Annotated in this window: 13 protein-coding genes; 12 read left to right on the plus strand and 1 reads right to left on the minus strand. The window is 32.9% G+C overall.

Features of this window, described 5'->3' with window-relative positions; all coding sequences use genetic code 11:
- Positions 1 to 77 precede the first annotated feature (77 nt).
- The 12 genes from ACKTTV_RS15100 (at position 78) to ACKTTV_RS15155 (ending at position 12,797) form a co-directional block, all read left to right on the plus strand.
- Entirely contained in the window at positions 78 to 1,253 is a 1,176-nt protein-coding gene (locus ACKTTV_RS15100) for a 2-isopropylmalate synthase (RefSeq protein WP_408031694.1), read from the plus strand.
- Positions 1,253 to 2,635, plus strand: coding sequence for a 3-isopropylmalate dehydratase large subunit (gene leuC / locus ACKTTV_RS15105; RefSeq protein ID WP_408031695.1), 1,383 nt, complete (start codon positions 1,253 to 1,255; stop codon positions 2,633 to 2,635). The genes ACKTTV_RS15100 and leuC overlap by 1 nt, the downstream gene beginning before the upstream one ends.
- Complete coding sequence (gene leuD, locus ACKTTV_RS15110) at positions 2,636 to 3,235, plus strand: 3-isopropylmalate dehydratase small subunit (protein WP_408031696.1); 600 nt, start codon at positions 2,636 to 2,638, stop codon at positions 3,233 to 3,235.
- Positions 3,236 to 3,260: 25 nt separating this feature from the next.
- Positions 3,261 to 4,376: a 3-isopropylmalate dehydrogenase gene (gene leuB, locus ACKTTV_RS15115; RefSeq protein WP_408031697.1), complete on the plus strand. Its 1,116-nt coding sequence runs from the start codon at positions 3,261 to 3,263 to the stop codon at positions 4,374 to 4,376.
- A gap of 314 nt (positions 4,377 to 4,690) precedes the next feature.
- On the plus strand, positions 4,691 to 5,548 hold the full coding sequence (locus tag ACKTTV_RS15120) for a M57 family metalloprotease (protein ID WP_408031698.1): 858 nt from the start codon (positions 4,691 to 4,693) through the stop codon (positions 5,546 to 5,548).
- 144 nt (positions 5,549 to 5,692) lie between these two features.
- Positions 5,693 to 5,872 carry a hypothetical protein gene (locus ACKTTV_RS15125; RefSeq protein ID WP_408031699.1) on the plus strand — a complete coding sequence of 60 codons (180 nt, stop codon included), beginning with the start codon at positions 5,693 to 5,695 and terminating at the stop codon, positions 5,870 to 5,872.
- A 259-nt stretch (positions 5,873 to 6,131) separates the two neighbouring features.
- Positions 6,132 to 6,875 carry a hypothetical protein gene (locus ACKTTV_RS15130; protein ID WP_408031700.1) on the plus strand — a complete coding sequence of 248 codons (744 nt, stop codon included), beginning with the start codon at positions 6,132 to 6,134 and terminating at the stop codon, positions 6,873 to 6,875.
- Positions 6,876 to 7,148: 273 nt separating this feature from the next.
- The gene (locus ACKTTV_RS15135) at positions 7,149 to 7,889 is read left to right on the plus strand and encodes a hypothetical protein (protein WP_408031701.1); all 741 of its coding nucleotides are present in this window, start codon (positions 7,149 to 7,151) and stop codon (positions 7,887 to 7,889) included.
- A gap of 275 nt (positions 7,890 to 8,164) precedes the next feature.
- The gene (locus tag ACKTTV_RS15140) at positions 8,165 to 9,217 is read left to right on the plus strand and encodes a sensor histidine kinase (RefSeq protein WP_408031702.1); all 1,053 of its coding nucleotides are present in this window, start codon (positions 8,165 to 8,167) and stop codon (positions 9,215 to 9,217) included.
- A gap of 24 nt (positions 9,218 to 9,241) precedes the next feature.
- A complete protein-coding gene (locus ACKTTV_RS15145) occupies positions 9,242 to 10,024 on the plus strand; it encodes a LytR/AlgR family response regulator transcription factor (protein WP_408031703.1) in 783 nt (260 codons plus the stop codon).
- A 264-nt stretch (positions 10,025 to 10,288) separates the two neighbouring features.
- A complete protein-coding gene (locus ACKTTV_RS15150) occupies positions 10,289 to 11,002 on the plus strand; it encodes a sialate O-acetylesterase (protein WP_408031704.1) in 714 nt (237 codons plus the stop codon).
- A gap of 391 nt (positions 11,003 to 11,393) precedes the next feature.
- Positions 11,394 to 12,797, plus strand: a complete 1,404-nt coding sequence (locus tag ACKTTV_RS15155; RefSeq protein ID WP_408031705.1) for a beta-galactosidase — start codon at positions 11,394 to 11,396, stop codon at positions 12,795 to 12,797.
- Between the two features lie 192 nt (positions 12,798 to 12,989).
- Here ACKTTV_RS15155 and ACKTTV_RS15160 read toward each other — a convergent pair whose 3' ends face one another.
- Entirely contained in the window at positions 12,990 to 14,498 is a 1,509-nt protein-coding gene (locus tag ACKTTV_RS15160; protein WP_408031706.1) for a glutamate synthase-related protein, read from the minus strand.
- Positions 14,499 to 14,534 lie beyond the last annotated feature (36 nt).

The following is a 14,534-nucleotide window of genomic DNA, read 5'->3' on the forward strand; positions in this document are numbered from 1 at the left end:
ACAGCTTTTTAAAAAGATGTTAATTAGAAAATCCAATATATACATTTGATTTTATAATCAGACAAAAGTTTTAGAATATGTCAAGTGATAAAGTCCAAATTTTTGATACGACACTAAGAGATGGAGAACAGGTTCCAGGTTGTAAATTAGACACCCAGCAAAAGTTGATCATTGCTGAGCGATTAGACAATTTAGGAGTTGATGTGATTGAAGCTGGTTTTCCAATATCTAGTCCGGGAGACTTTACCTCAGTAAATGAAATAGCAAAGATTGTTAAAAACGCATCTGTTTGTGGTTTAACAAGAGCGGTTAAGAAAGATATAGAAGTTGCGGGAGAAGCTTTGAAAATAGCGAAAAAGCCAAGAATTCATACTGGAATAGGTACTAGTGAGTCTCACATTAAACACAAATTTAATATTTCTAAAGAGGAAGTGATTTTCCGTGCAAAAGAAGCTGTAGCTTATGCTCGTAATTTCGTAGATGACGTTGAGTTCTTTGCGGAAGATGCTGGGAGAACTGACAATGCTTTTTTAGCAAAAGTATGTGAGGAAGTTATTAAATCTGGAGCAACAGTGTTAAACATTCCTGATACTACTGGATACTGTTTACCAGATGAATATGGGGCGAAAATCAAGTACTTAAAAGATAATGTGGAAGGAATTGATAATGTAACTATTTCATGCCACTGCCATAACGATCTAGGATTGGCTACGGCAAATTCGATAGCAGGAGTTATAAATGGAGCTCGACAGATAGAGTGTACCATTAACGGTATTGGAGAGCGTGCAGGAAATACGGCATTAGAAGAGGTTGTAATGATTTTAAGACAACACCCATATTTAAATTTAGATACTAACATTAACTCTAAATTATTATACGATACGAGTTTAATGGTTAGAGAAAAAATGGGAATGTTTGTTCAGCCTAATAAGGCTATTGTTGGAGCGAATGCATTTGCACACAGTTCAGGAATTCATCAAGATGGAGTAATCAAGAATCGTGAAACTTACGAAATTATAGATCCTGCAGATGTTGGTGTTACAGAGAGTGCTATTGTTTTAACAGCAAGAAGTGGAAGAGCAGCTTTGGCATATAGAGCAAAGAAAATTGGTTACGAATTAACTAAAGTACAGTTAGATACTGCCTATAAAACTTTTCTGAATTTTGCAGATAAACAAAAAGAAGTAATTGATGAAGATATTCATCTAATAATGAAGCAAGTTAATAAGATTTCAAAAATAGCAATCGCTTAATGGGAAAAACATTATTTGATAAGGTATGGGATGCGCACGTGGTAGAAACAATACCAAACGGACCCCAGATTTTGTACATTGACAAACATTTAATTCATGAAGTAACAAGCCCTCAGGCGTTTAATGAATTGGAAGATAGAAACATTCCAATTGCACGTCCGAATCAAATTGTTGCTACAGCAGATCATAATACACCAACAGTAGATCAACATTTACCTGTGAAAGATGAGCTTTCACGAAATCAATTAGAGCAGTTAACAAAAAACTGTGAAAAAAACAATATTACACTTTACGGTCTAGGTCATAAGTACAACGGTATTGTTCATGTAATGGCACCAGAGCTTGGAATAACACAACCGGGAATGACCATGGTTTGTGGTGATAGTCATACTTCAACTCATGGAGCATTTGGAACAATTGCTTTTGGAATAGGAACTAGTCAAGTGGCTCAAGTATTTGCGAGTCAATGCTTGTTATTGGAAAAACCAAAGAGTTTACGTGTAAACGTAAATGGAAAATTGAAAAAAGGCGTACTACCAAAAGATGTTATTTTATACGTTATTGCAAAGTTAGGGACCAATTCAGGAACGGGATATTTTTGCGAATATGCAGGAAATGTTTTTGAAGAAATGTCTATGGAAGGTCGCATGACTGTTTGTAATATGAGTATCGAAATGGGAGCTAGAGGAGGTATGATTGCACCCGATGAAACCACTTTTGAATACGTAAAAGGAAGAGAGTTTGCTCCCAAGGGGGATGAGTACGATGCTAAAGTTGCCTATTGGAAATCTTTAAAAACAGATGAAGATGCTGTTTTCGATAAAGAATATAATTTTGATGCAGAAGACATTGAGCCAATGCTTACTTATGGAACCAATCCGGGTATGGGGCTTAAAATTTCAGATGTAATTCCTGAAGAAAACGATGCTTCTTTTGATAAGGCTTTAGCTTATATGAATTTTACGAAAGGAAAGAGTTTGATAAATACTCCTGTAAATTATGTGTTTATTGGTAGTTGTACGAATTCTCGAATTGAAGATTTTAGAGTTGCTGCCGATTATATAAAAGGTAAACAAAGAGCGTCAAACGTAAATGCATGGTTAGTTCCAGGTTCTCAACAAGTAGCAAAACAAATAAGGGAAGAAGGACTTCAAGAAATTTTTGAAGATGCAGGTTTTAAATTACGTCAGCCAGGATGTTCTGCTTGTTTGGCAATGAATGATGATAAAATTCCTGAAGGAGAATATTGTGTGTCAACATCAAATAGAAACTTTGAAGGACGTCAGGGGCAAGGAGCAAGAACTATTTTGGCAAGCCCATTAATGGCGGCAGCCACGGCGGTGGAAGGAAAAATTGTAAATTTCACAAAACATTTAAATTAGATGGAAAAGTTTGTTAAATTAGTGGATACGGGAATTCCATTACCGATAGAAAATATTGATACGGATCAAATTATTCCAGCTCGTTTTTTAAAAGCCACCGATAAAAAAGGTTTTGGAGACAATGTTTTTAGAGATTGGAGATATCATAAAGATGGTGATTTAAATACCGATTTTGTATTAAATAATCCGATGTACAAAGGAAGTATTTTAATTGCTGGAGATAATTTTGGTTGTGGATCGAGTAGGGAGCACGCTGCTTGGGCTTTAAGTGGATATGGCTTTAAAGTGGTAGTTAGTAGCTTCTTTGCAGATATATTTAAAGGAAATGCCTTAAACAATGGAATTTTACCGATTCAGGTATCGAAAGAGTTTTTGGCTAAATTAATGGATATTGCCACAATAGATCCAACAACAAGAATTATCGTAGACTTAGAAGAGCAGACATTAAAAACTGCAGTAGGAAAAGCTCAATTTGAAATAGATCCTTACAAAAAGGTTTGCTTATTAAATGGATACGATGATATCGATTTTCTTGTAAGTAAAAGAGAAGCTATAGAGGCTTTTGAAAAGAAAAACTCGAAGGAAGTTATTCCGAGTTAATTATACACCTGCTAAAAAAAAATAAATGAAAGTAAATATTACTGTAATACCTGGAGATGGAATAGGTCCAGAAGTGACAGCACAGGCGAAAAAGGCATTAAATGCTATCGCTGACGTTTTTGATCACACATTTTTGTTCAAAGAAGCATTAATGGGGGCATGCGCGATTGATGAAACTGGTACCCCTTTGCCAGACGAAACGGTAAAGTTATGTAAAGAATCTGATGCTGTTTTGTTCGGAGCTATTGGTGATCCGAAATATGATAATGACCCTACAGCAAAAGTTCGCCCAGAACAAGGTTTATTAAAATTAAGAAAGGAATTAGGACTGTTTTGTAACGTAAGACCAGTAAAAGCTTATGATACATTAATTCATAATTCTCCCTTGAAGGAAGATCGTATCAAAGGAACTGATATTAGTATTTATAGAGAGTTAACTGGAGGAATTTATTTTGGAATTAAAGAATTAAGTGACGACGGTAAAGTAGCGTTTGATGGTTGTTCTTATTCAGTAGAAGAAATTGAAAGGATTGCTCATTTAGCTTTTCAATCGGCTCAAGCGAGACGTAAGAAATTAACATTAGTAGATAAGGCTAACGTACTTGAAACTTCAAGGTTATGGAGAAAAACTGTAGCTGCTTTAGCTTCACAATATCCTGATGTTACGTTAGATTATTTATTTGTGGATAATGCAGCAATGCAATTAATATTAAATCCAAAACAATTTGATGTAATACTAACAGAGAATTTATTTGGAGATATTATATCTGATGAAGCTAGTGTTATTGGAGGTTCAATTGGTTTATTGGCTTCTGCATCTGTAGGTAAAGAAAATGCTTTATTTGAACCAATTCATGGATCTTTCCCGCAGGCAAAAGGAAAAGATATCGCAAACCCATTAGCATCTATATTATCAGCAGCCATGTTGTTAGAACATCTTGGTTTACATGAAGAGGCCGGAGCTATCGATAGAGCTGTTCAGAAGTCTTTAGAATTGGGAATAACTACGGAAGATATAAACTCAGAAAAGCCATTCTCAACAAGTAAAGTAGGAGATTTTATCGCTGATTATATTAATAATCAAGAGGATAGTGATATGAATTTCCAAAATATTCACATGGGACAAAGTACTATTATATAGATAAGAAAATACTTGATAAATAAAAGGGTTACCTCAATAAAAGAGGTAGCTCTTTTTTTATTTTTATAAATGTTGTTTGATGTATTTTTAATGTTAAATTTGTAGGGCATTTCCAGTAAATCTATTTTTTTAATACTTTATTTGTGTTTTGTTAAGTAAAATTTAACAAATTGTGAATATTTTTAAATGGAAACATCTTTTTTGTTTAATTAAGGCTTTTTTGGTGGTTAAATTTGAGGAATATTCAATTTTTACTATTTAATTATGTAGATTTGGCACAATTAAAACCCATTCTAATAATTAAAGCTAATATTATGAGCAAAGCTAAACTAGCCCTATCCTTGGGCTTAATGGCAGGGATTCTCCTTGCCTCATGTTCTAGTGAGAACGAACAAGTTAATGAGTCGAATACTGTTGAACAAGCAGTTGAAGCGCCTTGGTCGAAGCCTGTACCACAGAAAATTGTGGATGCCGCGGCAAAACTAGAACTAAACGTAAATCATCTACGTTATGACACTTTCTATTTTCCTGATGGAACGTCTGAGGAGCGTTTATTCGTTGAGGAAGATATTGCAATGACTGAGCAAGAAATTTTAACACTTGCAGAGTCTCAAGATGGACGTCAGTATTCTACAAACAATCTAGTTTCTCAAGGAAGAAATATTTCTATCATTGGTTATACCGGTGGTGGTGGATATGGTCTTTCTAATAAAGAGCGTAGTGGATTACAAATGGCAGTAAATAACTACAACAGCTTAGGGTTAACTATTAGGTTTACTTTAACTTTTGGTACCAACTATCAATCAAAAGATATGGTAGTTTACCATAATCCAAATAATGGTGGTTCTGGTGGACAAGCTGGTTTCCCGAGTGGTGGTCGTCCTTACAAGTGGATTCAAATCTACGGTTTAGGTAATTATTCAACAAATGTTAATGAGCATGTAATTACTCATGAAATAGGTCATGCAATCGGATTTAGACACACAGACTGGTTTAGCCGTCAAAGTTGTGGGCAAAATTCAAATGAAGGATCTGCTGGTGTAGGAGCTAATCATGTTGCAGGTACACCTACTGGATATGATTCAACTTCAATTATGTTGGCATGTTTCCATTCAGGAGTAAATGGAGAGTTCAATAATAATGATAGAACCGCTCTTCGTAGATTATATTAATAACGAAATTTCGTAATTGTAAAAGCCATCGATAGTTTCGATGGCTTTTTTTATATGTATATAGAAGTTGTTTATAGATCGTTTTTTGAGTCATTAAAGAGAGTCTTTATATTTATCAGATAACCAAATATTTAAACTACTATTATGTTAAAGTCAATTTTAAAATTAAAAGATGTTCAAACATTAAGCAAAGAGGAACAAAAATCGATAGAAGGAGGAGTGTATTCTCAAACGTGGTCTCAGTGTAGGAAAACTTGCCCAAGAATTTCTAAATGTATTTTTGATAATGTATACAATTTATGGGTATGTCAGTGGTATGCTTAAAAATACATTTTAAAATCATACATGATATTAGCAACCTTTAAGGTTGCTTTTTTTGTATGTATTTGTTGAGGTGATTATTTAATAAAAATGCTGAGTTTTCTCATAAAAGAAGTTGTTCATAATATTCTACTAAATAATTGTTTTTCTGAAATTGATAATTTCCTTAATTCTTTCTAATTTTTCCTGAGTTCATCAACCTCCCATTTAATACCTTTTGGCTTCGCTATACTTTTGAACTATCAATAAAAACAAAGTAAAGATGAACACAACTAGAGAACTTATATTTTTAAGAACATTTGCAGTAAGTATTACAGCGGCAATAGGTATCGTAACAACAGTTGCTTTCAAAAGTAAGAGGAACACAAAATTTGACACTATCGATGTAAAAAGAATTAATGTGATTGAAGATGATGGAACAGTAAAAATGCTAATTACTAATGCGGAGAATTTTCCTGGTGAAGGAGATAAAATCAATCAAAAAGTATATCATAAAAGAAAGAAAAGAGCGGGTATGTTATTCTTTAATGAAGACGGTTTAGAATGTGGAGGATTTATTTTTGATGGTAAGAAAAAAGAAAATGGACACAGCTCAGGATTATCGTTAACTTTTGATCAATATGACGGTGATCAGGTAATGCAACTTCGTACTTCAGACCGCGAAATTGATGGGAAAAGGTATAAGTCTGGTATGCTGGTTTTTAATGATAGAGGCGATAATGAATCTCATTCAACAACCGACAAAATAATGAATGAGTTAGCTAGTATTAAAGATAAGAAGTCGTGGAGAGCTAAATACAAGGAGTATAAAGAAAAAGGAATGCTTGGAGGGGTTCCGAGAGTAATGTTAGGACAATCAATAGAGAAAAGTAATGGTTTATTTCTAATGGATAAAAATGGTAATATGAGGGCAAGGTTTATCGTGGATAAAGAGAATCGAGTAAAACTTGAAGCTTATGATGAAAAAGGAAATGTAACAGATACATGGCCAAAATCCCAAAAATAGGGGAGATAAATGGGATAATTTAAATAAAAGAGGAATTATAAACCTGTATTGAAGTTTTAATAGACTTCTTTGCAGGTTTTGTTATTTAAAACAAGTATTAAATCAAAGTTATCTGTAATGTTTTATACTTACTTGATTCTTATTTTAATCTTAGAAAAACATAAATTAAAAATTTCCTTAGTTCCTTCTAATTTTTCCTGAGTTTATCAAATTCTCATTTAATATCTTTTGGCTTCGCTATACTTTTGAATTATCAACAAAAACAAAGTAAAGATGAGCACAACTAGAGAACTTATATTTTTAAGAACATTTGCAGTAAGTATAACAGCGGCAATAGGTATCGTAACAACAGTTGCTTTTAAAAGTAAGAGGAATACACGATTTGACACAATTGATGTAAAAAGAATAAATGTGATTGAGGATGATGGAACAGTAAAAATGCTAATTACTAATGCGGCGAATTTTCCTAGCGAAGGAGACAAAATTAACCAAGAAGTATATCATAAAAGAAAGAAAAGAGCGGGTATGTTATTCTTTAATGAAGAAGGTTTAGAATGTGGAGGATTTATTTTTGATGGTAAGAAAAAAGAAAATGGACACAGCTCAGGACTATCGTTAACTTTTGATCAATATGACGGAGACCAAGTAATGCAATTGATTACTACAGATGAAAAGTATAAAGGAGAAAGATACAAAGCGGGAAGACTGGTTTTTAATGATAGAGGAGATAATGAGTCACATGCAACGACTACTTCTATTATGAAAGAATTGAATAGCATTAAAGACAAAAAAATAAGGAGAGCTAAATTCAATGAATACAGGGAAAAAGGGATGATTGGAGGAGCTCCTAGAGTTATGTTAGGACAAACAGCAGGAAAACAAAACGGATTGTTTCTTTTTGACAAAGATGGAAAGGTAAAAGCGAAATTTATTGTAGACGCAGATAATAAATTAAAACTTGAAGCATATGATGATAAAGGAAATGTTACAGATTCGTGGCCACAAAAAAAATAGTTGAATATATATCTAAAAGTAAAGTGAATTGTTGAAAATCTGCGATAGAGCTTTTATAGTGATATCGCAGGTTTTTATTTAATAGCAGAATAATACTTGAAAAGATACTTATTAAGTCTAGTCTCCAGAAATAAAAAGGACACTTTGTAATACCTCATTATTAAGGGTAAAAAAAAAACTAATCTATAAACTTAGAAACTATTTTATTTTCTGGTAAACACATAATGAAAGGTCTTAGCATATTTCATTACGGAATTGATATATTTGTTTTACATATGAAAACCAAGCCTAATTTTTTTAAGGATAATGTCCCGTTTTTTTTGTTTCTCTTCCTGTTTAGCTGGGTTGTAATTATTCATGGAGAATTAAGAAACTCTACATCATGGGAAGATTTCCGGTTTTTTCCTGATGCCCCATTTTGGTTTTTCTTGAGAGCTGTTTTCATTTTTTGGTTTGTGGGAGTTATCAAACGAAATATTAATAAGAGAATAACTTCTAAAAGTTCTTTATTAGTAAACTATGTTATTTTTTTGAGTGTTGGAACACTTTTGTATTTGGTAATTAGTAGTGCGTTTTCTTTGGCAATTTCGTTAACCTTTGGAACTTTCCACAGAAATTATTCCACCTTGTTCAGGGAGTTTTATCGCACAACCAATTCGTTAATAGATTTTATCATGTTCGGAGGACTTTCACTTGCTTATTTGTATTACAAAGAAAGTATCAAGTATCAAAAACAAGCATCTGGTTATAAAATAGAAAAGGTTAAGAGTGAGATAAGTCAACTTAAGTCACAACTGAACCCTCATTTCTTATTCAATAATTTAAATATTCTTGATCAATTAATAGAGGAAGATTCTGAAAGAGCATCAATTTTTCTAAATCGTTTTTCAGAACTTTATCGTTATAGTCTTCATAGTGCCGATAAAGAATTGGTAACCTTAGAAGAAGAATTACTGTTTGCAGAAGGGTATTTTAAACTAATGGAGGAAAAATATGAAGGATATTATTTTTTGGAAATAGACGAGAAATTAAATGAAAAGGAAAGTCGGGTACCACCTTTCTGTTTACAAGTTTTAATAGAAAACGCAATTACTCATAATAATGGAACTTCCAGAAAACCAATTTATATTAAAATACAAGATGATAAAGGAATTAAGGTTGTAAATAATAAAATTCCCTTTAAAAATGGTAAGAAAGGGAATGGAGTAGCATTAATTAATTTATCGAAACAATATGAATTGTTAGGAGTAAGTGGTATTCAAATAAACGATTTAGAAGAAAAGTTTGAGGTTGTGCTTCCTTACTTAAACGAAGAAAGACAACATTGAATTTCTTAAAAATAAGGTTGAAAAATGATAAAAGCGATAATAGTTGAAGACGAACTTCCTGCCAAAAGAAAGCTAAAGAAATACATTAGTAATTACCATGAGGAAATTCAGATTGTTAGTGAATTTGAATCGGTAGAGGAGGTGATAGAATATTTTGAAGAATACCAAGAAATAGATTTGGTGTTTTCGGATATTGAACTTAGAGATGGAAATGTTTTTGAAGCATACAAACATCTGAATATAAAAGCGCCAATTATATTTGTAACTGCCTATAATGATTTTTGGATGAATGCATTTGAAACCAGCGGTATAGAGTACTTATTAAAACCGTATTCTTTTGAACGTTTTGAAAAAGCAATGGGTAAATATGTTGGACTGAAAAATTCTTTTGGAAATGAAGAAGAAAAAAGTGTTTTGGAAAAGTTAGAAAAATACTTTACTAATAAAATAAGTACCGTAAAAACTACTTACCAAGATAAAATAGCAATTAAAGCTAGTCAGTATACATATTTTTTAAAAATAGAAGAAGTTGTATATTTCCAAGCAGATCATGGTATTGTTGTTGCTATTGATAATAAAAACAAAAGACATATACTTTCTCAATCTTCACTTAAATTAGTGGAAGAAATGCTTAATCCCAATATTTTCTTCAAAATCAACAGAAGTGAAATTTTAAATAGAAATTATATAGATAAATTAAGTAGATACAACAAAAATATACTTGCCATAAATGTGATCAATTCCGATGTCGTTTTAAAAACCAGTCAAAACAAAACAGCTGAATTTAATAGTTGGTTAGGGGTTTAATTGTAGGAATGTGAATAAGGATGAATTTCTTGAAGACTATTTTGAAACGTTAGGTTCTATTTTAACATATTTTATACTTCTGCTTCTTTAATAACTCCGTTTACCTGATGAAATAAGTCTTTGTTACATTAGATTAACATCTTGTTACATATCAGAAAACTTCATTTGGATAACTTACTTAATATTGTAAGCGTGTTTACAGCACTTATAAATTCTAGGTTGGGCTTCGCTATACTCTCAAATTGGAAATAAATATATTCATCAATGAAAACTATATATATTGTTTCTAGTTTCTTACTAGTTATTGCTATTTCATTTTTTTCTTCAAAAAAAGAAGGAAAGCATCTATTTATTCTTTCTGGGCAATCAAATATGCAACTTTTAAAACCAAAGGAATCATTTATTCCTGTACTTAAAAAGAAGTTTGGTGCTAAAAATATAATAACTGTAAAATATGCTAAAGGAGCACAACCTATTAGGAGATGGTATAGAGATTGGAAACCTGCTAAAGGGAATGATCCAAAAGCGGAGCCGTACTTGTATGATTCCTTAATGATACGTGTTAAAAAGGCCATTGACAAAAAGAAAATAGCATCAGTAACTTTTGTTTGGATGCAAGGAGAGAGAGATGCAAGAAAAAATCATGGAGAGGTTTATGAACAAAGCCTTCTAGGTCTATACAAACAGTTAAGCAAAGACTTAAATAGAGCAGACATCAATTTTGTTATTGGAAGAATAAGTGATTTTGGTCTCAAGAAAAAGAAATGGGCTCATTGGAAAATGATTAGAGAAGTTCAAGTGAAGGTGGCAGAATCTAATCCACGATTTGATTGGGTTAATACAGATGATCTTAACACAGGACGGAATAGAAAAGGAAATGAAATTAAAGACAATATTCATATGTCGGTCAATGGTTATGTAGTTATGGGAGAGCGATTTGCTGAAAAGGCAATTAAGTTAATTGAAAGCAACAAGTAACTTGATAAAACAAGGTAGATTTTGTAAAGAGAAGAATTATTTGGTACTAAATTCTTAAGATAAATTGCCTGACTAGAAAAGCCATATTAAAGGATTGCATACTAAGAATATTATTTTCTTATGGAATTAGTGAATGCCAGATTTCTATTGAAATACAACTACCTACTGGATGTTAAATACAAGGAATATAATGGGTTAAATAACTATAAAGGTTATAACCTATAAAATCAAAGGGCTATTTTAATAGCACTATGGTAAAGTATTCAAAAGTATTTGAGTGAATTATTATTGAAGCTTTTATAGTAAGAAATAATTCAACCGTAAGAGGGAAATAAATGCCCTGTCCTCTTAATTAAATCAAACAATATTTTAATAAGAATTTAATTTAATTATGAAAAAAATCACTAACCTTAGTTTAGTTGTTGTTTTCCTGTTTTTATCATGTTCTGATAGTCATGTGTCACAGTTGGATACACCAGAACTGTCAACACACGGAAAGGCTCAAACTAAAAATCAGAATTGTTTTACTATTAGAAATCATGGAGAACTAAAAAATGGAAGCACATGGTTTAGTGTTTCAGGAAATCACTTGGCTGATATTGAATGTTCAATTACGATATGGGACGTAAATGATAATAATCAAGGTGTATTCGAAATAAGGAAAACTTTTTTTAATGAAGACAGAAATATTACCGTTGTTCATACTGTAAACAGCGAATTACATGAGCGAGATAATATTAAAGGAGGAAGGTTATGTTCAAGTGGGTTAAAGCCAGTACCCTCTGGTATCGCCTTAAGAGGTGTTAGTCAATCTAGGGGCTATATAGATTCTAAAAGAACTTTTTATAATACACCTGTTGATAATTTGGATATTTCAATTCATCAAATTCGCTGGTCAGATCTAGAACCAACTAGAGGAAATTATGACTTTTCTATTATAGATGATGCACTAGAACATATACAACAGGTTAATCCTGATTATAAGTATATTATTCGAATGAATTGTGGGGTATGGAGCCCTGAATGGTTGAAAGAAGAAGTGGGATATGTATTATGGGATTTTAGAAGAGATACAGATAATTTTAAATTACCTAAGTTTTGGGAAGCTCCTTTTCTTAATAACTACAATCGTTTAATGAGAACTTTGGCTGAAAGATATGATGACAACCCAATGGTGGCAGGGGTTCAGGCCAACGGAATTATGACATTTCATGGAGAGGTAATGTGGAATAGGTTGGGTAGACCAGAGGTTTCTTCTAATAATAAAGATGTGATGTATGCAGCTGGTTTTACACCTGATAGAGATATTGAAGCCTATAAGAGAATGTTACGAATTCATAACAATAACTGGAAGAAAACTAGAACACTTGTTGCGCTGAATCCTTATAAAATTGATGGAAATAACAGTCCAACAGATGAGGAGAGAACTAGTGAGCTTTTCGCAGCAGCAAGACGAATACTAGGAGTAAAGGGAATTCTTGGGCAGCATAGTCTTTATGACAATGTAGAGAAAGAAATTTATCAAGAATGGTTATTACCTCATGCGGAAATGGGATTTCCTATTTATTATCAAACACAGGTTTTTAGCAGGTTTGTAGATTATGAATTAGAAGATCTTTATGAAGGGCTAAAAGTAGCGGGAAGAAACCATGGGGTTTATGTAGAGATTCCAAATAAATGGGACTGTACTGACATTAACAATGGTCCTGGAGGTAATGATTGTTTTGAACATCATAGAGCTAATAATATGCAAGAAGGGCGAAGACTTTTAAAAAGAAATGCTGATAATTTCTAAGATCCCCTCTAAGTTTATCCGAAGTAACACAGTGATTCTGGGGTTAGGGTTGCTGTGTTACTCGTTTTTTCTCAAGAAATAAACTTGTTTTAACCAATTAAGTTGACGTTTTAAGATTGGTAATATTCAAAAAAAACTCTGAGCTTTTCAAAAGAAAAACTCAGAGTTTAAATGAAAGAGAAAAGAGTATAATTATTGAATACTTCCCGCATATCGGATATTGGCCAGTTCAGCCATATCTTTTTTCCAAGTGGTTATGTCTTTTGCATTAAACTTGTTAAAATCATTATGCCCGCAGGCCCTTGCCATAACTTTCATCAGTTCGACAGAAGCGGTAAAAAAATTGAATAGCTGATTCGCTGATTTGTCAATATTTAACAATTTTCTCAACTCTGGTTTTTGAGTAGCAATACCAGCAGGGCAGTTATTTGTATTACACATACGTGCAGCAACACAACCAATAGATTGTAGTGCTGAATTTGATAGAGCTATTCCATCGGCACCTAAGGCCAATGCTTTTATAAAATCGTCAGGAATTCGTATACCTCCTGTAATAATTAAAGTAACATCTTTACGATTTACTTTATCAAGATAATGTCTTGCTCTTGCAAGGGCAGGAATTGTTGGAACTGAAATATTGTTTCTGAAAATCAAAGGAGCAGCTCCAGTTCCACCTCCACGACCATCGAGTATAATATAATCTGCACTTGCATCTAAAGCGAATTGGATATCTTCTTCAATATGATTTGCTGAAAGTTTAAATCCAATGGGAATTCCTCCAGTAATTTCTCTTACTTTATCTGCAAAGTTTTTATAATCTTCAGTAGTACTTAAATCGTCAAATGTTGGTGGTGAAACAGCTGGTGTTCCTTCCTTTAAATTTCGTACTTGAGCTATTTTACCAATAACTTTATTTCCAGATAAATGACCTCCAGTTCCTGTTTTGGCTCCTTGACCTCCTTTAAAATGAAAAGCTTGTACTTTTTTTAGTTTATCCCAGTCAAAACCAAACTTAGCTGAAGCCAATTCATAAAAATATTTTGAGTTAGCTTCTTGTTCTTCTCTAAGCATCCCTCCTTCACCAGAACAAATACCCGTTCCGGCAAGCTCAGCTCCTTTAGCTAACGATATTTTCGCTTCTTCAGAAAGCGCTCCATAGCTCATATCGGATACAAATAAAGGGATATCTAATTTTAGAGGCTTTTCAGCGTTTGGCCCAATGATTAATTCTGTTTTAACTTCAACATCTTCCATAAGAGGCTTGGTCGCCATTTGAGCTGCTAATATTTGAATATCTTTCCATTGGGGTAATTCAGGAATAGGAACTCCCATAGCACCCATTTCTCCATGATGACCAACTTTTGTCAAGCCATCTTTAGCTAGAGCTTTGATATAGGCAAGTGTAGGCTCTTCCTTAGTTGATCCTGGAGTAGGAGAGTTGTTAATGGTAGACTCTTCTTCTTTTAATGTGGCGTGAGTTCCATCACAATAAGGTGGGTTTTTACTATGTTTACACATGCATAGATAGGCATCTCCTGTTTCTTCAGCTATAATTTTTTTAGGAGTAATATCAGTTGTTCTATGCGAACCATCACAATAAGGCTGATTTTTACTCAACCCACATGCACACCAATATTGTTCTTCTCCTTTTTCTAGTGTAACCTTAATCGGTTTTCGATCTGCTATTTTTGGTTTGCTCATAATATCTTATTAGTTTCTGTATTCCTTTCAAAATTC

The organism is Tenacibaculum xiamenense (assembly GCF_964513065.1).
Lineage (GTDB): Bacteria > Bacteroidota > Bacteroidia > Flavobacteriales > Flavobacteriaceae > Polaribacter > Polaribacter xiamenense.